Origin of the sequence: Allobosea sp. (assembly GCF_017308075.1) — a bacterium.
Lineage (GTDB): Bacteria > Pseudomonadota > Alphaproteobacteria > Rhizobiales > Beijerinckiaceae > Allobosea.
In genome coordinates, this window is record NZ_JAFKFX010000060.1 from 1 (window position 1) to 22,148 (window position 22,148).

Here is a 22,148-nt window from a genome sequence, read left to right on the forward strand (position 1 = left end):
CCGCGCGTGTCCGTCGGCAAATGCGGTGCGATCCGCGAAAACTGCTCTTCCGTTAGCCACAAACGATCCCGATTCACATCCGCTTCCTCCCGGAAGCCGTGAATCACAACACGCCGTGCGCGCCAATCAGTTTATGGGGCCGGACCCTAAGCCGGTCACGCACCCTGCTGCGTGATGAAGCCAAGTCCCGATCGTTCAGATATGACGTGGGCTTCAGCGGCGGTTTCGAGCCATCGAACGTCCTGTATTCCAGGCTGGACGCTACTGCCCCTGCGGATGTTCGATCGGCATGACGCGTCCTGCCGCCGGGATACCGCATCCAATCGACATCACGCCAATGCCCAGCAAAGCCTCAGCGCGCCAACTCCAGATGTTGACGACGTTCACGAACGGACACCAGCCACGGATTCAATGAGCCCGTCGACCGCCCCATGATTAAACCGCTATTCGTAGCGATGCCCCAGCCGTGGGTAGAAATTTAGTTTTACTTAGAAATAATTTTTTCAAAGCCGCGATACACTAGTCGATATTTCCGAGCAATTTATACAGATATGAGCGCGATATTCCGAGTTCTTTTGCGGCTTGCTTCTTATTTCCATTGTTGTGGAGTAACGCAGCTTTGGCGAGCTCGGCCTCGACCTGCCCGACAGAGGATTTGAGAGTCGCGGCCTTACGAGCGGTGATCGCAATGCTCTGAGCTGCACTGACTGCGGCTGCCTGGGACGATCTGGAAGCCGATGCTGGCGCGAGCGTTTCTTCGGTAATGCGGCCATTCTCGGCGAAGACGAAGGCCCGTTCGACCTCATGCCGCAACTGCCGGACATTGCCGGGCCAGGGCTGCTCCATCAGATAGGACAGAGCACTGTCGCTGACTTCCGGAGCCGGCTGGCGATGGCGGTCCGCGACTTCCCTGATGAAATGCGCCACGAGATCGGGGATGTCGTCGACCCGGCTCCGCAGCGGCGGGATTTCGATCGTGATGGCGGAAATGCGGTAAAATAGATCGAGACGGAACCGGCCCGCGGTCACCAATTCCTGAAGGTCGTGATTGGTGGCGGTGACGAGCCTGAAATCGACATGCTGAGGCCGGTCGCTGCCGATCCGCTCGACGATGCGATCCTGCAGGACGCGCAGCAGCTTGGCCTGGACTTCCATCGGCATGTCGCCGATCTCGTCGAGAAAGATCGTCCCGCCGGCGGCCTGTTCGAACTTGCCCTTGCGGCCCTTCTTGTCGGCGCCGGTGAAGGCGCCAGGCTCGTAGCCGAACAGCTCGGATTCGACCAGCGTCGCGGGCAGTGCAGCCGCGTTGACCATGACGATCGCGGAATCGCGCCTGGCGCTCAGGCGGTGCAGGGCCTGCGCGACCAGCTCCTTGCCCGTACCGCTCTCGCCACGGATCAGGACCGGGATCTCCAGCGGCGCGACCTTGATGATCTCGTCGCGCAGGCGCCGCATCGGCGCGCTATCGCCGATCAGCATGTCGAGCCCGTAGCTGCGGTTGCGGATCGCGGCGGCCTCGCGCTTGTAGAATTCGACCTCGCGCTCGAGCATATTGATGCGCCGGCTAAGAGTCTCGACTTGCTCGGGGCCCTTGAACATGACGCGACCGACCGCCCCAATGACCTCGTCGCCGCGCTTGATCGGCGTGCGCGTGACCACGCGCTCGGCGCCGCGCATGCTCTGAATCTCGCCGACCTCCGCCTTGCCGGTCGCGACGACGCGATCGAGCCGGGTGTTCTCGATGACGTCCTTGACCGGCCGGCCATTGGCCTCACCATGCGAGAGGCCGAAGAAGCCCTCATGCACCGGCGAGATGTAGACCACCCGCGCGGCGGCGTCGACGATGGTCATCGCATCGAAAGGGTCGGTCAGCAGGTGGCCGAGGATGTCGTAGGCGAAATCGACCGAGCCGATGAAGTCGAGCACCGCCTGGCTTGACGCCCGGCTGAACAGCAGCAGGTCGCCAACGGCCACCGGCGTCTGCAGCACGACATAGGAACGCCGGTCGATGGTGAAGGGCTGAAGGCGCCGGACCCGGATTTCCGCCATCCAATCGGCATGGCCGGCCAGGCTCTTGACGCGGAGGTCTTCGCCCAGCCCCTGCGCAAACTGAATGGTACCGTGTCGATCCACGACGACGATTCCCTCGACCGTACCGCCCGCACTCGCCATTCCCGTTCCTTCGTCACAATCCCGGTGCAGTCGAGGACGACACGCCCATCGCCGCGCTGTTGCCAGGGAAGACACCGCCCCTGAAGGCAGGGGCGAAAATCCGGGCGTTCACGCGCCGTCAGTCGCCCCGTCGGGGTGGCACAGAGTTTGCCGTCCCTCCGAATATGAATTCGGAACAGCTCATGACGAATGCGCATCAAAAACACAACGCCGGAAGCTCACCCCTCGATACGCTGCCGCGCCTAGCGACCGGCAAGGGCTTCGATCTGCTCGAGGGCATAAGAATCCTCGATCTCACCACCTCCGTCGCCGGCCCCTTCGCGACGATGCTGCTCGCCGATATGGGCGCCGAGGTGATGAAGCTCGAGCGCCCCGGCCTGGGTGACGATGCGCGCGCCTGGGGCCCCCCCTTCCTGAACGGCGAGTCGCTCTGGTTCCTGAGCGTCAACCGCAACAAGAAGAGCCTGAGCTTCGACCATTCCTCGCCCGAGGGCCGCGCGGTGCTGCACGACCTCGTGCGGCAGAGCGATGTCGTGGTCGTCAACCAGCCGCCGCGCGTCGCCAGTAAGCTCGGGCTCGATGCCGCCTCTCTGCAGCAGATCCGGCCGGACCTGGTCTATGTCTCGATCACCGGGTTCGGCCTCGCCGGCGAACGGGCCGACTGGACCTGCTATGATCTGATCGCCGAAGGCTATTCCGGCGTGATGGACCTGACCGGCGAAGCCGGCGGCGAGGCCCAGAAGATCGGCACCCCGGCCGCGGACATGCTCGCCGGGCAGGATGCCGCCTTCGCCACCGTGTCGGCGCTGCTGGCACGCGCCCGCACCGGTAAGGGGCGCGTCATCGACATCGCGCTGGTTGACTCGATGACGCGGTTCCTGACCTGCCGAATCGTGCCCTATCTCGGCTCCGGCGAGGTGCCGCGTCGCTCCGGTGGGAAGGACAGCGTCATCGCCATCTACCAGACCTTCGAGACGGCAGACGAGCCGATCACCCTGGGCCTCGGCAATGATGCGATCTGGCGTCGGTTCTGGCAGGCAGTCGGTGAGCCGGCGGTCGCCGAGGATCCGGCCTATGCTTCGAATGCCGATCGCCGGGTACACCGAAGCGAAATCGTGGCGCGGATCCAGGCAGCCCTGATCGCGCATCCCCGCAGCTACTGGCTCGCGGTGCTTCGTGCAGCCCGCATCCCGTCCGGCCCGATCAACCGGATCGACGAGGTCGCCGCCGATCCCGAAATGCGGCGCCGCGGCATGATCTATGCCATCGAAGCCGAGGGTGGGCTCGTTCCCCAGGTCGGAACCGGCATCCGCCTAGACGGCTCCGGCAATGTTCCGCGCAGTGCGCCACCAGCCCTCGGCGAACATACGCGCGAGATTCTCGACGGGTTGCTTGGCTACAACGACGACAGGATTCGGGCGCTCGCGGCCGCCGGTGTCCTCTGAAGGAGAGAGCGATGAACTACGAGACGATTCTGTACGCTGAAGACGGCCCGGTCGGCACCATCACGCTGAACCGCCCGGACGACGGCAACATGTTCAACGCCACGATGTGCCACGAGATCCGCGACTGCATCGAACAGATCCGGTGCGAAACGCGCACCCGCGTCGTCGTCATCACGGGCGCGGGCGACAAGTTTTTCTGCATTGGCGGGCGCAAGGACGGCATGGAGGATTCCACGCTCTATGCTGGCACGCTGCCGACGCTGGAAATGTACGATGCGATCGACAAGCTGCAGAAGCCGGTGATCGCCAGCGTCAACGGCTATGCCGTCGGCGGCGGCAACGTGCTGCAGGTGGTCTGCGACATCACCATCGCCAAGGAGAGCGCGGTGTTCCGCCAGGTCGGCCCGATGATGGGGTCCTTCGATGCCGGCTACGGCACCTGGTATCTGGAGGACCTGGTCGGCAAGAAGAAGGCCAAGGAGATCTGGTTCCGCAATCCCAAGATCTCGGCGCAGGAAGCACTGGCGCTCGGGATGATCAACCAGGTCGTTCCTGACGACCAACTCGCCGCGGCAACGCGCGCAATGGCTCTCGAAATCGCGGATCGCGGGCCGTTCGCGCTCGCCGCGATCAAGGGGGCGTTCCATGCGCGCCATGGCGGCGTCGCAGGCCTGGCGCGCGTGGCGCATGATCTGCTGCTGCGCTCCTATCTGACGAGCGAGGAGAGCAAGGAACTCTCGAGTTCCTTTGCCGAGCGGCGCAAACCCGATCCGGCCAAGTTCGGGAAGTAAGCGCGATGGCCCCGTTCCTCACCCTCCATCAGCCGCTCAACACCCGGCGCTTCTATGCTGAGGACCTCTGGCAGGAGGACACCTTCTATGGGCTGTTGGCGCGCCATGCCGCCGCCCGGCCGGACGCGATCGCGATCCGCGACGGCCGTCAGCAACTGAGTTGGGCGGCGCTCTGCCGCTGGGTCGATGGCGTCGCGGGGGATCTGCGCGCCTATGGGCTGGTGGCAGGCGACCGCGTTTCGATCTGGGCTTCGAACCGGATCGAGGCGATCGTCACCTTCCTCGCCTGCTCGCGCGAAGGCTTCGCCTGCAACCCCTCGCTCCATCGCACCTATACCTGCGAGGAGGTCGGTGGCCTGCTCGACCGGCTGTCGGCACGCTGCCTCGTCACCGAACCGGGCTGGGGCGCCAATCGCGACGAAGCCGATTTCGATGCGACGCTGGCCGCGATCCCTTCTCTCAAGGTGGTCTACACACCTGACAGCTTCCCGGCACCGGCCCCCTATATGCAGCCCCCCTGCCCGGACCCGGACAAGGTCGTCTATCTCGCTTTCACCTCCGGCACGACCGGGGCGCCGAAATGCGTGATGCATTCCGACAACTCGCTGCTCGCCAATGCCCGCGACATGGTGCGCGACTGGGGGCACGGGCCGAGTACCGTGCTGCTGACGCTCTCGCCGCTGTCACACCACATCGCCTGGGTCGCCGTCGGGCAATGGCTGGTCTCCGGCTGCCGGCTGGTCACCGACGACCCGCCAGCCGGCATGTCGCGGCTCGACTGGATCATCGAGACTGGCGCGACCTATGTCATGGGCGTGCCTACGCACGCCATGGATATCCTGGCCGAGCAGAAGCTGAAGGGCCTGCCGCGACTGGGTGATCTGCAGGTCTTCTACATGGCAGGCGCGCCGATCCCGCCCAGTGTCGCGGCCGCCTTCGTCGCGCAGGGCATCCGCCCGCAGAACGTCTACGGCATGACGGAAAATTCGTCGCACCAATACACGCATCTGCTCGACGACGCCGAAACGGTGGTTTCGAGCTGCGGCCGCGGCGGCCGGGCCTATCAGGTCAAGCTCTTCGACCCCGCCGACCAGGACCGTCCGGTTGCAGCCGGCGAGATCGGCCATATCGGCGGCAAGGGCGCGGCCCTGATGCTCGGCTATTTCGACAACCAGAGCGCGACCGAAGCCAGCTTCAACAGTGATGGCTGGTTCATGTCCGGCGATCTCGGCGTGATGGACGCCAAGGGCAACCTGCGGATCGAGGGGCGCCTCAAGGATCTGATCATCCGCGGCGGCCACAATATCTACCCGGCCCAGATCGAGGCGCTGGCGCTGCGGCATGCCCAGGTCGCCAAGGCCGCCTGCTTCCCGGTGCCCGACACGCGCCTCGGAGAGCGCGCCTGCATCGCCATCATCGGCGAGGCCGAGCCGGAGGATCTGCTGCTGCATCTCGCCGGCGAAGGCCTCTCGAAATACGACATGCCGGAGTTCTTCGTGCGTGTCGAAACCCTACCGCTGACGGCCAGCGGCAAGATCCTGAAACGCACGCTGATCGACATGGTGAAGCAGGGGGCACTGACGCCGGTCGCCGTGCGCTACCAGGCTCGCGAAAAGAGGCTGGCATGAGCGTTCAACTCTCGCAGCAGGGCGATGTCGCGATCCTCATGCTGTCGCGGCCGGAAGCGCTGAACGCGCTCTCCTTCGCCATTCTCGAAGAGATCGGTGCCGCGCTCGACAAGGTCGCCGGCATGCCGGTACGGGCGCTGATAATCACCGGCGCGGGCGAAAAGGCCTTCTGCGCCGGCGCCGACATCAAGGAGCTGCGCGGCCGCGACCTGGTTGCCCAGAAGCGTGGTGCCGAACTCGGGCAACGCGTTTTCGCCAAGCTCGACACGCTGCCAGTAGCCTCGATCGCCGCGATCAACGGCTATGCCTTCGGCGGCGGGCTCGAACTGGCGATGGCCTGCACCTTCCGCGTCGCGCTGCGCAGCGCCAAGATGGGGCTGCCGGAGATCAAGCTCGGCCTCGTCCCCGGTTATGGCGGGACGCAGCGCCTGCCGCGCCTGATCGGCCAGGCCCGCGCCCTCGACCTGATCATGACCGGGCGCAGCATCGGGGCGGAGGAGGCCCAGACGATCGGCCTTGTGAACCGACTGGTCGAGGCTCCGATCCTCGACAGCGCGCTCGCCATGGCGGCCGAATTCACCGGCTACGGCCTGCCGGCGCTCGGCTTCGCCCGCGAGGCAGTCCAGCGCGCCCTCGACCTGCCGATCTGCGAGGGTCTGAAGGTCGAGGCTGACCTGTCGACGCTCGCCTACCGGACGCAGGATGCCGAGGAAGGCATGGCCGCCTTCTCCGAAAAGCGGAAACCCGCATTCAGGGACGCCTAGCTCACCGGTCGGAAGTCTCTCCGACACAGGCGGCCGGGCGCACCTGCCCGGCCGCGCGCCGCCACCACGCGCCGGATCACGCAGTCAGGAACGCGCAGCCGATGAACGTCTTTCGCCAGCTGGAGCGACGTCGCCGCTGGAGCGAGGAGGAGAGGCTCCTTCTCGACCAGGTCGCGCGGCTTTGCGCGGAGGCGATCGCGCCGAATGCAGCGAAATGCGACCGCGAGGCGGCTTTTCCCTGGGCGAGTATCGAGGCCCTCGACCGGCTCGGGCTCAACGCTCTCTTTGTTCCGGAATGCTATGGCGGGACTGGCGGCTCCTACAGGCTCTATCTCGCCGTGGTCCGGCTGATCTCCGAGGCCTGTGCCGCGACCGGGATCATCTATGCGACCAGCTTCCACGGCATGGGGCCGGTGGTCGACCATGGCAGCGAGGCGCAGAAATCACGTTTTCTGCCGCGGATCGCGCAAGGGAGCCTCGGCGCCCTGGCGATCACCGAACCCGAGGCCGGGTCCGATGCCACCGGCATGCAGACGCGGTTTCGCCCCGATGGCGGCGACATCGTTGTCGATGGCGGCAAGATCTTCATCACCAACGGTGATGTCGCCGACCTCATCCTGCTCTTCGGCAAATGGAGCGAGATCGAGGACCCCCGCAAGGCGATCTCGGCGCTCGTTCTCGAAAAGGGCACTCCGGGCTTCGAGATCCTGCGTCTCGAGGACAAGATGGGCCATCGCGCCTCGTCGACGGCCGAGATCGCCTTCCGCGGCTGCCATGTGCCGCGCGCCAATCTCCTCGGCGAGCCCGGAGACGGTCTGCCGATCCTCCTGGCCTCGCTCAACAAATCGCGCCCCAGCATCGCCGCGCACGCGCTGGGAATCGCTCATGCGGCCTTCAGCGACATGACGGATTACGCCAATCAGCGGCGCCAGTTCGGCAAGCGCCTCGTCGAGTTCCAGGGCAACCAGTTCACGCTGGCCGATCTCGCCACCGACCTCGCCATGGCCGAGCACTGGCTCGACCATCTCGGCGCGTTGGTCGACGAGGGCGAGACCGAATTCGGTGTCGAGGCCTCGATGGCCAAGATGCGCGCTTCCGATCTCGCCATGCGGATCGCCACCGAATGCGTCCAGATGCATGGCGGCTACGGCTATTGCCAAGGGTATCGCGCCGAACGGCTGATGCGCGACGCCAAGATCACCCAGATCTGGGAAGGCACGAACCAGATCCATCGCCAACTCATCGGCAGGAGCTTTGCCAGGACATGACCGGAACCATTCGAACTGTCGGCGTCTGCGGCGCCGGCGGCACCATGGGCGCAGGCATCGCGATCGTCGCCGCCCGCGCCGGCTACAGGACGATTTCCTTCGACCGCTCGGCCGAGGCGCTGGCCCGCGCCCGCAAGCAGACCGAGGCGTTCTTCGCCAAATCCGTCGAAAGGCAGAAACTCTCGGCAGAGGAGCGCGACGTCATTCTCGCCAGCATGCAGTCGAGCACGGAGCTCGCCGATCTCGGCGCCTGCGACCTCGTGATCGAGGCGGTCTTCGAGGCGCTGAGCGTCAAGCAGGAGCTGCTTGGCGATCTGGACACGATCTGCCCGCCGCAAACGATCTTCGCCTCGAACACTTCGACCCTGTCGATCACCGAGATCGCCTCCGGCTGCAAGCGCCCCGACAAGGTCGTCGGCATGCATTTCTGCCTGCCGGCGCAGCTGATGAAGCTGATCGAGATGTCGCCGGGCATCCTGACCTCGGACGAGACCATGCAGGCCGCCTGGGACTTCACCGAGCGCTGTGGCCAGATCCCGGTGAAAACGCAGGACAAGCCGGGCTTCATCCTCAACGCGCTGCTTGTGCCCTTCAACAACGATGCGATCCGGGCCGTCGAGGCCGGCGTGGCCTCGCCGGCCGATATCGACCGCGCCATCAAGGCCGGTCTCGGCTACCGCATGGGGCCTCTGGAACTGATCGACCTGATTGGGCTCGACACCCAGGTCCGGCTCTCGGAGGCCTTCTATCCGATCACGCTCGATCAGCGCGCCGCCGCTCCGCCGCTGCTGCGGCGCATGACCTCGGCCGGGCTCCTGGGACGCAAGGCCGGCCGCGGCTTCTTCACCTATGACGGCAACGCGATGTTTGGAGCCTGAACCGATGCGCTATGCAATCCAGCAGGCCGGCGAGAGCCGGTCCTTCCCGACAGGCGATGCCTTCCTGGCCAACGCCGTGGCGCCCGAAGCCGCCGAGGTGATGATCCATCTGGGCACGCCGCTCCGCGCCGATGATGCCAGGGCTGCGATCCTGCTCGAACTCGGCGAGGAATGCCTCGGCGTCCACACCGGCGAGACGCTGGGCGGCGAAGGCAGCAATATCCTCGGCTTCTGCCGCTACCGCAACGGGGCGGACACGCCCTCCGATCTGGTCGAGATCGTCCGTCAGAAGGCGACACCGGAAACTGCGATCGCCGCGGCCAGGGCGGTGTTCGAGAGCGCCGGACTGCAGGTCGCGATCTGCGACGATCAGGCCGGCCGGATCATCGACCGCCTCGTCCGCCCGAAATACAACGCCGCCCTGAGGTTCCTCGACGAGGGGCTGGCGACGCAGCAGGACATGGACCTGACCTGTCGGCTCGGCCTGGGCTATCGCGACGGGCCGATCGAACGCGTCGTGCGTGGCGGGCTGGCGGAGCATTACGACATCAGCAAGGCCCTTTTCGAGATCTATGGAAGCCAGGGCTATGCGCCGGCGCGCCGGGCCACGGTGGCGGCACGGCGCCGGGGCCCGGCTTCGAACGCTTGAACGCGCTTGTCCGGGAAGGACAGGCGCGGCGCAGGCCGGTGTCTGCGCCGCGGTCACATCCCGGGCCGTGTCGTTCTCGCGATCATTCTTGGCCCGCCCGGCGCCCCCGCGACGGCGCCGGCAGCAGGGAGCTTCCCTGAAAAGGGCTTTGCAGGGCGCTGGCATGCGCCTTGCCATACCTGAGCGCCGGTGAAGTCCGATTCACCGGCGGGTTCAAGCACAATAACTCGGCATGGGAGTATTCTATGAAACGCCGCGATTTCCTCTTCACTGTTCCTCTGCTTGCCGCCCTGACGGCGGCACCCGCCCTTGCACAGGACATCCAGGATCGGACGATCAAATTCGGCTATTTCGTCAACGCCGAGTCGCCGGTCGGCCATGGCGTCCGCAAGTTCGCCGAGATCGTCGCGGCGAAGTCGGGGGGCAAGCTCAAGGTCCGCGAATTCCCCGCCGCGCAGCTCGGCAATGAGAACCAGCAGCAGTCGGCCCTCATCGCCGGGACGCAGGAGATGGCGGCGCCCGGTTCGCCGCAGCTCGTCGGCGCCGTGAAGGAATTCGGGCTTCTCGACTTCCCCTACATCGTCAGCACCCTGCCGCAGGCCGATGCGCTTCTCGACGGCCCGTTCGGCCAGAGCCTGCTCAAGACCCTGCCCGCCAAGGGCATCGTCGGCCTGGGCTATTTCGAGAACGGCTTCCGCCATGTGACGAACAGCAAGCGCCCGGTGAAGGGACTCGCCGACCTCGACGGCCTGAAGATCCGCGTCCAGCTCAACCCGGTCTTCATCGACACCTTCCGGGCCTTCAAGACCAACCCGGTGCCGCTCGGCTTCGGCGAGCTCTACACGGCGCTCGAGACCAAGGCAGTCGATGCGCAGGAGAACCCGCTGCCGAACATCGTCACGACCAAGTTCTACGAGGTACAGAAGTATCTCAGCCTGACCGGTCATGTCTACGGCAACAACATCATCCTGATGAGCAAGAAATTCTGGGACAAGCTCTCTGCCACGGAGCAGAAGATCATCTCGGAAGCGATGACGGAGGCGATTGCCTATCAGCGCAAGATCAGCCGCGAGCAGCTCGCCAAGGGGCTAGACGATCTGAAGGCTGCGGGCATGCAGATCGACGACGTCGCGCAGTCCGAGAAGGACAAGATGCGCGAGATCAGCAAGCCGATCACCGAGAAGTTCATGACCCAGTACGACGCGGAGACCGTGAAGCTCTTCAAGACGGAGCTCGAGCGTATCCAGAAGCTGTAAGCCGCGGCGTTTTCGACAGGTTGTCCAACCGTTCCTGCACTTCGTCGAGGGCGACGAGGTGCAGGAAGCGGCGGGCTTTTGCGCCTTGTCGCTCGCGCAGCGGGACCGAGAGGGTCACCCATGAGTAGACTGATTGACGCTTACTTCTATTTCCTGAAGTGCCTGATTGCGCTGTTTCTGCTCGGGATGGTCATCCTCGTTTTCGGAAACGTAGCACTTCGTTACCTGTTCAATTCCGGCATCATCGTTTCCGAGGAATTGTCGCGCTGGCTGTTCGTCTGGCTGATTTTCCTCGGATCCTGCGTCGCGATGCGCGAGCACGGCCATCTCGGCGTCGACATGCTGGTGAAGCGGCTGCCTCCGACCGCGAAGCGCGCATGCGTCGCCTTCACCCAGCTCGCCATGCTCTACATCACCTATCTGATCACGATCGGGAGCTGGAAAGAGGTCCTGATCAACTGGGACGTCGTCGCGCCGGCATCGGGCCTGTCGCTCGGCTACTTCTACAGCTCCGGCGTCGTCTTCGGCGTAACCACCGGCCTCGTGCTGGCGACCGATCTCTACCGGACCCTGAGCGGTGCGATCCCCGACGACCGGCTTGGCCTAGTCAGGGAGAGCGAGGAGATCGAGACACTGCATTCCATACCGGCAGAAGGCAACGACCGGCATCCGGGCACACCGCAAAGAGCTGGGAGCTAGTCGCATGACGGTATTGGTCTTCACCGGGTCGCTGCTGGGGAGCATGGCTCTCGGCATGCCGATCGCCTATGCCCTGCTCGTCTGCGGCGTGGCGCTGATGGTCTATATGGACATCTTCGATGCCCAGATCATCACGCAGAACCTGATCAACGGCGCCGATTCCTTCCCGCTGATGGCGGTCCCCTTCTTCATGCTCGCCGGCGAGATCATGAATGCCGGCGGGCTGGCGAAGCGCATCGTCGCCTTCGCGCTGACGCTGGTCGGCCATATCAAGGGCGGGCTCGGCTACGTCACCATCCTGACCTCCTGCATGCTGGCCTCGCTATCGGGCTCGGCCGTTGCCGACGCAGCGGCGCTCGGCGCCCTGCTCGTGCCGATGATGACGCAGGCCGGGCACGACAAGGCGCGGGCCGCAGGCCTGGTTTCGGCCGGCGCCGTCATCGCGCCGGTGCTGCCGCCTTCGATCGGCTTCGTGATTTTCGGCGTGGCAGGCGGCGTCTCGATCTCGAAGCTGTTCCTCGCCGGCATCGTCCCCGGCATCCTGATGGGCGTCGGCCTGTGCGTCGCCTGGTGGCTCTATGCCCGCCGGGAGGACACCAACCGCCTCGCCAAGCGCTCCACCAAGGAGGTCATGGTCGCCTTCAAGGACGGTTTCTGGGCCCTGATGCTGCCGTTCATCATCATCTTCGGCCTGCGCTTCGGCATGTTCACCCCGACCGAGGCCGCTGTCGTCGTGGCGGTCTATTCGCTGTTCGTGGCGACGGTGGTGTATGGCGAACTGAAGCTCTCCGACCTGCCGGCGCTATTCGTCCGCTCGGCGCTGACGACCGCAGTGGTGATGCTGCTGGTGGCCGCGGCGCTGGTCTCGTCCTGGCTGATCACGGTTTCGGAGATCTCGACCCAGATCATCGACCTGGTCGAGCCGCTGATCGACCATCCGACCCTGCTGCTGCTCGCGATGATGCTGCTGGTGGTGATCGTCGGCACGGCGCTGGACATGACCCCGACGATCCTGATCCTAACGCCGGTACTGATGCCGATCGTCAAGCAGGCCGGAATCGACCCGGTCTATTTCGGCGTGCTCTTCATCATGAACTGCGCCATCGGCCTGATCACGCCACCGGTCGGAACCGTGCTCAACGTGGTCTGCGGCGTCTCCAACATCACCATGGAGCAGGTGGTGAAGGGCGTCTGGCCGTTCATGGTGGCGCAACTCATCGTGCTGTTCCTGCTGGTGCTGTTCCCGATCCTGGTGACGGGGCCGGCGCGCTGGCTCGGCGGCTACTGACCGGGCCCGGGGGAGGAAGCGCACTGGCGCTGCACCTCCCCCTTGGCAGTCTCGGGAACGCGGGACACAAAAAAAGGAGCGCGCCGGTCGCGGCGCGCTCCTTTCTCTTTGGCCGAAGCGGTTCAGGTGATGCGTTCGAACGCCATCGCGAGGCCCTGCCCGACGCCCACGCACATGGTGGCGAGGCCATAGCGCCCCTGGCCGTGCTCGAGCTCGCGCACGACATCCATGGCGATACGAGTGCCGGACATGCCGAGCGGATGGCCGAGCGCGATGCCGCCGCCATGCGGATTGACGTGCGGCGCATCGTCGGCGAGCCCGAGCTGCCGCAGGCAGGCCAGCACCTGGCTGGCGAAAGCCTCGTTGATCTCGACGGCGTCGAAGGCGCCGATCCCGAGCCCGGTCCGGTCCATCAACTTGCGCACCGCCGGCACCGGGCCGATGCCCATGATCCGCGGCGGGACGCCGGCAGAAGCCGTGCCGAGGATGCGGGCACGCGCGACCAGACCGTATTTCTCGACCGCGGCCCCGGAGGCCAGGATCATCGCCGCCGCCCCGTCATTGACGCCGGAAGCGTTGCCGGCCGTCACCGAGCCGCCCGGACGAACCACCGGCTTCAGCTTCGCCAGCGCCTCGATGGTGGTCTCGCGCAGGTGCTCGTCGAGGGCGAACGCCGTTTCCTGGCCTTTCGCCGCTGGCACCGAAACGGAGACGATATGGGTGGCGAGCATGCCGTTCGCCTGGGCGATTGCCGCCCGCTGCTGTGAACGCAGGGCGAAGACGTCCTGGTCCTCGCGCGTGATCCCGAACTCGTCGGCGACATTCTCGGCGGTCTCCGGCATGGAATCGACACCGTACTGCGCCTTCATCAGCGGGTTGATGAAGCGCCAGCCAATGGTCGTGTCCTGCAATTGGGCGCTGCGCTGGAAGGCCTGTTCACTCTTGCCCATCACGAAGGGGGCGCGGCTCATCGATTCGACGCCGCCGGCGATGACGAGATCCATCTCTCCGGCCCGGATGGCACGGGCGGCGATACCGACCGCATCGAGGCCGGAAGCGCAGAGCCGGTTGACCGTGACCGCCGCCTGATGCTCGGGCAGGCCGGCGAGCAGTGCCGCCATGCGCGCCACGTTGCGATTATCCTCGCCGGCCTGGTTGGCGCAGCCGAACACGACTTCGTCGACCGCCTCCCGAATGCCGGGCTGACGCTCGAGCAGCACCTTTAGCGGCACGGCGGCGAGATCGTCGGCCCTCACCCGCGAGAGCGCGCCGCCATAGCGCCCGATCGGCGTGCGCACAGCGTCGCAGACAAAAACATCAGCCATCATGGTCTCCTGAAGGAATCGTGGACGTCTCGCGCCAGGCTCGCGCCGCGGGCCTGGCGAAGCCCGGCACCTGCCGGGTTGCGCTCAGAGGCCGAGGGTCCCGCCACCATCGACGACCAACTCGGCCATCGTGATGTGGCGGGCCTCGTCGGAGAGCAGGAAGGCGACCGAATTGGCCACGTCCTCCGGCGTCGCGACGCGGTTCAGCGGGATGCCGAGGCGGAAGCTGGCGGCGCTGCCGTCCAGCACCTCGGAGCCGAAGGCCATCGCCCCGGCCATTCGGCGCACCATGGCGGTGTCGGTGGAGCCCGGCGCCACGGTATTGACCCGGATGCCGGTGCGCGCGAGCTCGAGGCCGAACACCCGCATCATCTGGCTGAGCGCCGCCTTGGAGGCGCAGTAGGCGCCCTGAGCCATCCGCGGCATGCGGCCGGATGTCGAGGAGATCGAGACGATCGAGCCCTTGCCTGTCGTCAGCATGCGGCGCGCCACCCACTGGGTCATCAGGAAGCTGCCGCGGACATTGACTGCGAAAGTGGTGTCGAAGTCGTCGAGCGAGACATCGACCAGCTTGCGGATGTGCTGCACGCCGGCGACGTTCACCAGCCCGTCGATCGCGGCGAGATCGCCGAGTTCGCGGTCGAGCCTGTCCTGCAGATCCGGAGCGCCAAGGTCCGCCGTGATGCGCCTGACCCGCTCGGGAGCGCTGCCCGCATCGGCCGGAAAGGCGCGGTCGATCAGAACGAGGTTCGCGCCGCCGCGATGGAGCCTGCGCCAGACGGCTTCGCCGATGCCGCCTGCGGCGCCGGTGACGATGTATTCTCCGGAAATCTTCTGTTCGGTCACGAGACCACCCTGTGGTTGGGCATGGCGATGCCGGATAACGGCGCGAGAAAGCGGGCCCGGCCCGCACCGGAGCCAGGAGCGATACGGTAGGAGCGGAGGTGCTAGGAGGCCGCTGTAGCGGCATTCATCCGGTCGAGCAGGCGCAGCATGCCGTCGAGACCTGCGAAATAGGAATCGATCCCGAAGCCGCAGACATAGCCCTTGGCCGCAGCCGCGGTGACGGTGTTGAGGCCGCCGGTGATCGAGGCCTTGGTGATGTGGACCTCGACATAGGGCAGGGGCACGGCCATGAGGCAGTCGCGCAGCGCGAAGCCGCAATACTGGAACCCGGCCGGATTCATCATCAGCCCATCGAAGCCCTCGCCGGTCGCCCGATAGATCCGGTCGATCGCCTCGCCTTCGTGGTTGGTGTAGAAAATCTCGAGCTCGACGCCGATGTCGCGGCAATGCGCCTGGAGCGCCGCATCGAGTTCCTGCGCCGTCGTCGTGCCGTAGACTTCCGGCTGGCGCTTGCCGAGATAGCACATATTGGCGCCCTGGATGAGCAGGAGCTTTCTCTTCACGGTCCGCAGCATGTTCTCTTCCATCGCAAGGTAAGGCAGTAGCGGGCCGATCGGATCAACCGGCCCGATGTCCTGCGCAGCCCCGCCGCTATGCGGCGTTTCGGCATACGCGAAAAGCACCGCAACCATCGTGCCAGCGCGCCCGTGGCGTGGGAATGCCAGCGGGCAAGCGGCGCACTGCCCAGCGCCGCGCTTTGCCTGTATCCGCAAAGGACACGGATGCGGCGAATGTCGTCAGCGAGGACATGTCGGCCGGGATTTCGATGGTCCGGGCCGCATCAATCATCGACTGGTGGGCCGGCATGGTCCTTGCCCTGTTGCCGGCCATGCAGGCGGGACCTGTGACGGCCTGCCGGGCCAAGGTCCGCCGGCAGCAGCACTCCCCGCACGATGCGGCAACAGGGCAGGAGGTTGTTTTGAAAGCGGTAGTGGTAAGCAGGAACGCGCCGTTCGAGGAGATCGAGATCGGCCAGTTGCCGGATCCGGTGCCCGGGCCGGGCGAAGTCGTGGTCGATGTCGCCGCCGCCGAAGCGAACTATCCCGATATCCTGGCGATCGAGGGGCGCTATCAGATCAAGCCGCCACTGCCGTTCTCACCCGGAAAATCGGCCGCCGGTCGCATTTCCGCCGTCGGCGAAGGCGTCAGCACCTTCAAGACCGGCGACTTCGTCTCCGTGCAGGTCGAGTACGGCGCCTATGCCGAGAAGCTGCGCGTTGCCGCCGCTCACTGCTTCCACGCTCCCGCTGGCATCCCGGCCGAGAAGGCGGCGGCGCTCGGGCTGGTCTACCAGACCGCCTGGTTCGCCCTGAAGGATCGCGCCTCCTTCAAGCCGGGCGAGATCGTGCTCGTGCTCGGCGCCTCGGGGGGTGTCGGCGTCGCAAGCGTGCAGCTCGCCAAGGCGCTCGGCGCAAGGATGGTGATCGCCGGGGTTCTCGGTGCCGAGAATGCGAAGGTCGCGCGCGAAGCCGGCGCCGACCATGTCATCGAGCTGGGTGATCCGGATCTGCGCGAGAGCCTGCGCCGTCAGGTCGGCGAATTCACCAGCGGACATGGCGTCGACGTGGTGATCGACCCCGTCGGCGGCGACGCCAATGCCGCCGCGCTGCGCGCCATGGCCTGGTGCGGCCGCCTTGTGGTGATCGGCTTCGCCAGCGGCACTATCCCGGCGATCAAGGCGAACTACCTGCTGGTCAAGAACATCGCGGTCAGCGGCCTGCAATGGTCGGATTATCGCGACCGCACGCCGGAGCGCATGCAGGAGGCCCAGCGCGAGATCTTCGCGCTCTATGTCGGCGGCAAGATCGATCCGATGATCAGCCGAGTTCTGCCGCTGGCCGAGTTCAAGGAGGCGCTGCGTTCGCTGCGCGACGGCAAGGCCCAGGGCAAGATCATTCTCTCGGTCCGGCCGTCGTGAGCGCGCTCAAGCAAGCCAGCGTCGTGGGGGTCGTCGGTGCCGGCGCGATGGGCGCCGGCATCGCCCAGATCGCCGCCTCCGCCGGCCACCGGGTCCTGCTGCTCGACAACGCGGCCGGCGCCGCGGAGCGGGCGCGCAATCGTATCGGCGACGACCTCGCCCGCCTGGTCGACAGAAAGCGCCTCTCCGAAGCCTCCCGCTCGGCCTGCCTGGCGAACATCGTGCCGGTCAGCGAGCTTTCCGAATTCGCGGCAGCCGGGCTGGTGGTCGAGGCGATCATCGAGGACCTCGCGGCAAAGCAGGCACTGTTTCGCAAGCTCGAGGCGATCGTCGGCGAGGACACGATCCTGGCGACGAACACATCGTCGATCTCTGTGACCGCCATCGCCGCCGGGCTGGCAAGGCCCTCGCGCGTCGCCGGTTTCCATTTCTTCAATCCGGCCCCGGTCATGAAGCTGGTCGAGGTGGTACGGGCGGCCCAGTCCGACCCTGCGGTGATCGCAACCCTCGTCGCCACTGCGACGCTCTGGGGCAAGGTCGCCATCGTCGCGCGGTCGACGCCCGGCTTCGTCGTCAACCGCGTCGCTCGCCCCTATTACGGCGAGGCGCTGCGGCTGCTCGAGGAGGAGGCCACGACGCCTGCCGCGGTCGACGCCATCCTCACCCAGGGCGGCGGCTTCCGGATGGGGCCATGCGCCCTGATGGACCTGATCGGCCATGACGTGAACTATGCGGTGACGCGTTCGGTCTTCGAGGCCTTCTCCTATGACCCGCGCTATCGCCCCTCGACGCTTCAGAAGGAAATGGTCGAGGCCGGCTGGCTCGGGCGCAAGAGCGGCAAGGGCTTCTTCGACTATGGCGCAGCGCCGGCTCCAGCCGCCGCAGCCGCAGTCGGCGGCGAAGATACCGAGTCTCTGCCGGCCCTCGACGGTGCTCAATTTGCATGTGCCGGCGTGCTGATCGCACGCAGCGACGGCCGCACCGCCGCGGATCGTGCGCTCGCCGAGGGGCGCCCGGTCGCCCTCTACGACGTGACTTCAGATCCTCGGGCGAGCCTGGTCGCGCTCGCGCTTTCGCCCGATGTCCCGGAGGCGGCCCGCGCCGCGATCGGCGCTTTCATCGGCGGCGGCGTGCGTCAGCTCAGCCTCATCGCGGATCGGCCGGGCATGATCGTGCTGCGGACGGTCGCCATGCTGGCCAACGAGGCCTTCGAGGCCGCACTGGTCGGCGTCGCCTCGCTCGAGGAGATCGATGCGGCGATGGTCAACGGGGCGAACTATCCGATCGGCCCCGCCGCCTGGGCGCGAAGGATCGGCCTCGGCTCGATCCTGGCGGCGCTCGACGCCATCGAGGCGGCGACCGGCGACCCGCGCTATCGCGCTTCGCTCGGCCTGCGGCTGGCGGTCGCGCACCAGCAGCTCCTCGAGCGCGCCGCAGCCTAGGCGAAGAACGCCTTCCCGTCGAGGGACGCGCGCCACCGCGTGCCCGCCCTCCTTCAAGCAAGGAAAGCCAGAGTTTCATGCCGCTCGATCCAAGCCGCTTTCTGGGCCGCCGCTATCCAGACAGGGAATTCTCCTACACCGAGCGCGACACGATGCTCTACGCGCTGAGCGTCGGCATGGCGCAGGATCCGACCGACCGGCGCGAACTCGCCTTCGTCTGCGGGCCGGAGCCGCGGGTCCTGCCCTCCCAGGCGACGGTGATCGCCTGGGACTACAGCTTCATCGAAGGCAGCGGCATCGACGAGGTGATGATCCTGCACGGCGCCCAATCGGTCGAGATTCACAACCCGTTGCCGCCGGCCGCGACGATCGCCTCGGAGTTTCGCATAAGCGATCTGTTCGACAAGGGGCCGGGCAAGGGCGCGGTGATCGTCGCCGAAATCAGGATCCGCGAAAAGCATTCCGGCACGCCGCTCTGCACCAATCTCTGGACCTCCTACGCCCGCGGCGAAGGTGGCTTCGGCGGCGAAAAGGGCCCGAGCGCGCCGAAGGCGAATTATCCGGATCGCACCCCCGACGCGATGATCGACACCCCGACCAACCGGAACCAGCCGCTGTTCTACCGGCTGCTCGGTGACGTCAATCCGCATCACTTCGACCCGGATTTCGCCAGGGCGGCCGGGTTCGAGCGCCCGATCCTGCACGGCAATTGCACCTTCGGCATCGCCTGCCGGTCCGTGGTGATCGCCACCTGCGACTACCGGCCGGAAGGACTGAGCCGGATCAGCTGCCAGTTCAGCGCTCCCGGCCTGCCGGGTGACACCGTCCGGACAGAAATCTGGCGCGAGGGCGGGAATGTGATCTTCCGGGCCTTCTCGCTTGAGAGCGGCGCCGAACTCATCGGCAACGGCCTCGCCAGCATCGACGACGCAGCCGCCTGAGCAGGCTTCGTCGCCATCCGTCCATCCCATCACCCATCCGAGCGGGCGCAGCGCTGGAGCGCCCTGCCCGTCATGAAACAGGAGCATATCGTGTCGAAAGTGGCGCTCGTCACAGGCGGGACCCGCGGGATTGGCGCTGCCATCGCGCGCGGCCTGAAGGAAGCCGGCTACACCGTGGCGGCAAGTTTCGTCGGCAATACCGCAGCGGCCGAGGAGTTCCGCGAGGAGACCGGAATCCCGGTCTTCCGCTGGGATGTCGGCAGCTCCGAGGAATGCCGTCGCGGCGTTGACGAGGTGACGCAGGCGCTCGGGCCGATCGAGGTCCTGGTCAACAATGCCGGCATCACCCGCGACCGTGCCTTCCGTAAGATGTCCGACGAGGACTGGCATGTGGTGATGAACACCAACCTACACTCGGCGTTCTACATGACACGAGCGGTCATCGAGGGGATGCGCGAGCGGCACTATGGCCGGATCATCAACATCTCCTCGATCAACGGCCAGCGGGGTCGCTACGGGCAGGTCAACTACTCGACGGCGAAGGCCGCCCTCTACGGCCTGACCAAGGCGCTCGCCATGGAATATGCCCGCCGCGGCATCACTGTGAACGCCATCGCTCCCGGCCATATCGACACCGAGATCGTCCGGTCCTCCAGCCCGGAACTGGTCGCGAGCCTGCTCGCCGAGATCCCGGTCGGCCGCCTCGGCACGCCGGAGGACATCGCCCGCTGCGTCTGCTTCCTGGCATCCGAGCAGGCCGATTTCATCACGGGATCGACGATCACCGCCAATGGCGGAACCTATCTGATCTGACCTGCCGCGGGATCCGGGGCTCCGGCCGGCGGACGGCTGGCGGTGGAAGGAGGAACGAGACATGCTGCTCGATGGAAAAACCGCGGTCGTGACCGGCTGCGGCGGCGGACTCGGCCTGGCCATCGCCAGGACGCTGGCGAGCCATGGCGCCCGTATCGTCGCCATGGACCGCAGCCCTGAGCGCGCGGACGAGGCCGCCAGGGAGCTGCTGGCGAGCACGGAGCGCCAAGCCATCGCGATCGCTGTCGACGTCTCCTCAGCAGCGGCGGTCGCCGAGGCGTTCGCAAAGCTGGACCGGCATCAGGCCCGGATCGATATCCTGGTCAATTGCGCCGGCATTCGCGAGGTCTCCAGGATCTACGATCTCGATCCCACCGAATGGGAGCGCGTCATCGCCGTCAATCTGAGCGGGCCGTTCTACGTCACGCGCGAAGCCGCGCTGAGAATGCGCGAGACCGGCGGCGGATCGATCGTCAATGTCGCATCCGTCGCCGGCATCATGGGCCTGACGCATCGGCCGGCCTATACGGCGAGCAAGCATGGGCTGGTCGGCCTGACCCGGAACCTGGCGCGCGATCTGGCGGGCGACGGTATCCGCGTCAACGCCATCGCGCCGGGCACGATCCGCACGCCGATGACCGAAGGCTTTTTCGACGATGAAGGCTTCCGCAACGGGCTCCGGGAAGTCGTGCCGCTCGGCGACAAGGGAAGCTCCGACGATGTCGCCAACGCCGTGCTCTTCCTGGCATCGCCGCTCGCCGGCTTCGTCAACGGCGTCGTCCTGCCGGTCGATGGCGGCTGGAGCGCCGAGAAAGCCTACACCGTTGGCGGCGGAGGCAATGGATATACCGCCGCGGCGGCAAGGACGTCCTGATCGGGGAGCGTCCAGGAAACGCAAGGACCAGTTCGAAACAGCCAAGCGGTGATTGACGCGGGCTGCACGCGCAGCCCGCGCATCGGAGCGCGAAATGGCTCAGGCAGCACAGGCCGCCGGACCACCGCCGGCCATCGCACGTTCGCGTGGCATGGCGAGGACGTGGCTGCGCACGGTCTGCGGGGCGAAGGACAGCGCAAGCTCGGCGGCCTCAAGCAGCTTGGCGAGGTCAATGCCCGTATCCACGCCCATGCGCTCGAACAGATAGACCAGATCCTCGCTGGCGATGTTACCGGTCGCGCCGGGCGCGAAGGGACAGCCGCCGAGACCGCCGGCCGCACCGTCGAACGAGCGGATTCCTGCCTGATAGGCAGCCAGAACATTGGCGATGCCGAAACCGGCCGTATCGTGGCCGTGGAACGACCAGCGCATGGACGGATAGGCGGCCAGGCAACGCTGCGCCATCCGGCCGACATGGTCGGGCAGCGCCATGCCGGTCGTGTCGGCCAGCGTCAGCTCGATGTCGGCGCGGATTTTTGCGATCTCACCGATGGTCGCGAACACCGCATCCTCGTCCATCGTGCCCTCGAAAGGGCAGTGGAAGCTTGTCGCCAGGCCGACGCGGACGGTCAGGCGGTTATCGGGGTCGACCTCCGCCAGGGTCGCCTTGAGATCCTCGATCGAGGCGGCGGTCGGGCGGCGCACATTGCTCATATTGTGCGCGTTCGACATCGAGATCACGAAGATCAGCTCATCGATGCCGGCCGCGATCGCGCGACGCGCGCCCTTGCCGTTCGGCACGAGGGCCACCTTGTGGAGGCCCGGCAACGGCCCGAGGCGGGCGACGACCTCGTCCATATCGGCCATTTGCGGAATCGCCTTGGGGCTGACGAAGGAGCCGATCTCCATCCGCTTCACGCCGGCCGCCACGAGGGCGTGGATCAGCTCCAGCTTCGAATCGGTCGACACGAACGCCGCGATGTTCTGAAGCCCGTCGCGCGGTGCGACTTCGACGATTTCGACGCTGGCCATCACTAATCCTCCCATGGCGGCGTCGCATTTCCGCGCCGCCTTCATCCAGAGGACTTAGC

Annotated in this window: 20 protein-coding genes; 15 read left to right on the plus strand and 5 right to left on the minus strand. The window is 66.2% G+C overall.

Annotated elements, in window-relative coordinates; all coding sequences use genetic code 11:
- Nucleotides 1-519: 519 nt before the first annotated feature.
- Nucleotides 520-2,172, minus strand: coding sequence for a sigma-54 interaction domain-containing protein (locus J0J10_RS26520; RefSeq protein ID WP_291650584.1), 1,653 nt, complete (start codon nt 2,170-2,172; stop codon nt 520-522).
- Between the two features lie 182 nt (nt 2,173-2,354).
- On the opposite strand from J0J10_RS26520, the gene J0J10_RS26525 reads away from it, so the two are divergent.
- From J0J10_RS26525 to J0J10_RS26570, 10 genes are all read left to right on the plus strand, one after another.
- Nucleotides 2,355-3,617, plus strand: a complete 1,263-nt coding sequence (locus tag J0J10_RS26525) for a CaiB/BaiF CoA transferase family protein (RefSeq protein ID WP_291650586.1) — start codon at nt 2,355-2,357, stop codon at nt 3,615-3,617.
- Nucleotides 3,618-3,628: 11 nt separating this feature from the next.
- A complete protein-coding gene (locus J0J10_RS26530) occupies nt 3,629-4,408 on the plus strand; it encodes an enoyl-CoA hydratase-related protein (RefSeq protein ID WP_291650588.1) in 780 nt (259 codons plus the stop codon).
- Between the two features lie 5 nt (nt 4,409-4,413).
- Complete coding sequence (locus J0J10_RS26535) at nt 4,414-6,036, plus strand: class I adenylate-forming enzyme family protein (protein WP_291650590.1); 1,623 nt, start codon at nt 4,414-4,416, stop codon at nt 6,034-6,036.
- Complete coding sequence (locus J0J10_RS26540; RefSeq protein WP_291650591.1) at nt 6,033-6,800, plus strand: enoyl-CoA hydratase/isomerase family protein; 768 nt, start codon at nt 6,033-6,035, stop codon at nt 6,798-6,800. The genes J0J10_RS26535 and J0J10_RS26540 overlap by 4 nt, the downstream gene beginning before the upstream one ends.
- A gap of 101 nt (nt 6,801-6,901) precedes the next feature.
- Entirely contained in the window at nt 6,902-8,068 is a 1,167-nt protein-coding gene (locus J0J10_RS26545) for an acyl-CoA dehydrogenase family protein (RefSeq protein ID WP_291650593.1), read from the plus strand.
- Nucleotides 8,065-8,946, plus strand: coding sequence for a 3-hydroxyacyl-CoA dehydrogenase family protein (locus J0J10_RS26550; RefSeq protein WP_291650595.1), 882 nt, complete (start codon nt 8,065-8,067; stop codon nt 8,944-8,946). Before J0J10_RS26545 ends, J0J10_RS26550 begins: the two co-directional genes overlap by 4 nt.
- A 4-nt stretch (nt 8,947-8,950) precedes the next feature.
- Nucleotides 8,951-9,595 carry a 3-hydroxyacyl-CoA dehydrogenase family protein gene (locus tag J0J10_RS26555; protein WP_291650596.1) on the plus strand — a complete coding sequence of 215 codons (645 nt, stop codon included), beginning with the start codon at nt 8,951-8,953 and terminating at the stop codon, nt 9,593-9,595.
- Nucleotides 9,596-9,840: 245 nt separating this feature from the next.
- A complete protein-coding gene (locus J0J10_RS26560; protein ID WP_291650597.1) occupies nt 9,841-10,851 on the plus strand; it encodes a TRAP transporter substrate-binding protein in 1,011 nt (336 codons plus the stop codon).
- Nucleotides 10,852-10,971: 120 nt separating this feature from the next.
- Nucleotides 10,972-11,550 carry a TRAP transporter small permease gene (locus tag J0J10_RS26565; RefSeq protein ID WP_291650599.1) on the plus strand — a complete coding sequence of 193 codons (579 nt, stop codon included), beginning with the start codon at nt 10,972-10,974 and terminating at the stop codon, nt 11,548-11,550.
- 4 nt (nt 11,551-11,554) lie between these two features.
- Entirely contained in the window at nt 11,555-12,838 is a 1,284-nt protein-coding gene (locus J0J10_RS26570) for a TRAP transporter large permease subunit (RefSeq protein WP_291650600.1), read from the plus strand.
- A gap of 122 nt (nt 12,839-12,960) precedes the next feature.
- Here the strand turns inward: J0J10_RS26570 and pcaF are convergent, their stop codons facing one another.
- The 3 genes from pcaF to J0J10_RS26585 all read right to left on the minus strand — a co-directional run bounded on the left by pcaF (nt 12,961) and on the right by J0J10_RS26585 (nt 15,584).
- Nucleotides 12,961-14,163 (minus strand): 3-oxoadipyl-CoA thiolase, encoded by a 1,203-nt coding sequence (gene pcaF / locus J0J10_RS26575; RefSeq protein ID WP_291650603.1) that lies wholly within the window; start codon nt 14,161-14,163, stop codon nt 12,961-12,963.
- Nucleotides 14,164-14,247: 84 nt separating this feature from the next.
- On the minus strand, nt 14,248-15,009 hold the full coding sequence (locus J0J10_RS26580; RefSeq protein ID WP_291650605.1) for an SDR family oxidoreductase: 762 nt from the start codon (nt 15,007-15,009) through the stop codon (nt 14,248-14,250).
- Between the two features lie 101 nt (nt 15,010-15,110).
- A complete protein-coding gene (locus tag J0J10_RS26585) occupies nt 15,111-15,584 on the minus strand; it encodes a type II 3-dehydroquinate dehydratase (RefSeq protein ID WP_291650607.1) in 474 nt (157 codons plus the stop codon).
- Between the two features lie 416 nt (nt 15,585-16,000).
- On the opposite strand from J0J10_RS26585, the gene J0J10_RS26590 reads away from it, so the two are divergent.
- The 5 genes from J0J10_RS26590 to J0J10_RS26610 all read left to right on the plus strand — a co-directional run bounded on the left by J0J10_RS26590 (nt 16,001) and on the right by J0J10_RS26610 (nt 21,057).
- Nucleotides 16,001-16,987: an NADPH:quinone oxidoreductase family protein gene (locus J0J10_RS26590; RefSeq protein WP_291650609.1), complete on the plus strand. Its 987-nt coding sequence runs from the start codon at nt 16,001-16,003 to the stop codon at nt 16,985-16,987.
- A complete protein-coding gene (locus tag J0J10_RS26595) occupies nt 16,984-18,429 on the plus strand; it encodes a 3-hydroxyacyl-CoA dehydrogenase NAD-binding domain-containing protein (protein ID WP_291650612.1) in 1,446 nt (481 codons plus the stop codon). Before J0J10_RS26590 ends, J0J10_RS26595 begins: the two co-directional genes overlap by 4 nt.
- A 77-nt stretch (nt 18,430-18,506) precedes the next feature.
- The gene (locus tag J0J10_RS26600) at nt 18,507-19,370 is read left to right on the plus strand and encodes a MaoC/PaaZ C-terminal domain-containing protein (protein WP_291650614.1); all 864 of its coding nucleotides are present in this window, start codon (nt 18,507-18,509) and stop codon (nt 19,368-19,370) included.
- Between the two features lie 90 nt (nt 19,371-19,460).
- The gene (gene phbB / locus J0J10_RS26605) at nt 19,461-20,183 is read left to right on the plus strand and encodes an acetoacetyl-CoA reductase (RefSeq protein ID WP_291650616.1); all 723 of its coding nucleotides are present in this window, start codon (nt 19,461-19,463) and stop codon (nt 20,181-20,183) included.
- 61 nt (nt 20,184-20,244) lie between these two features.
- Entirely contained in the window at nt 20,245-21,057 is an 813-nt protein-coding gene (locus J0J10_RS26610) for an SDR family NAD(P)-dependent oxidoreductase (protein WP_291650618.1), read from the plus strand.
- A gap of 99 nt (nt 21,058-21,156) precedes the next feature.
- Here the strand turns inward: J0J10_RS26610 and J0J10_RS26615 are convergent, their stop codons facing one another.
- On the minus strand, nt 21,157-22,089 hold the full coding sequence (locus J0J10_RS26615) for a hydroxymethylglutaryl-CoA lyase (RefSeq protein WP_291650620.1): 933 nt from the start codon (nt 22,087-22,089) through the stop codon (nt 21,157-21,159).
- Nucleotides 22,090-22,148 lie beyond the last annotated feature (59 nt).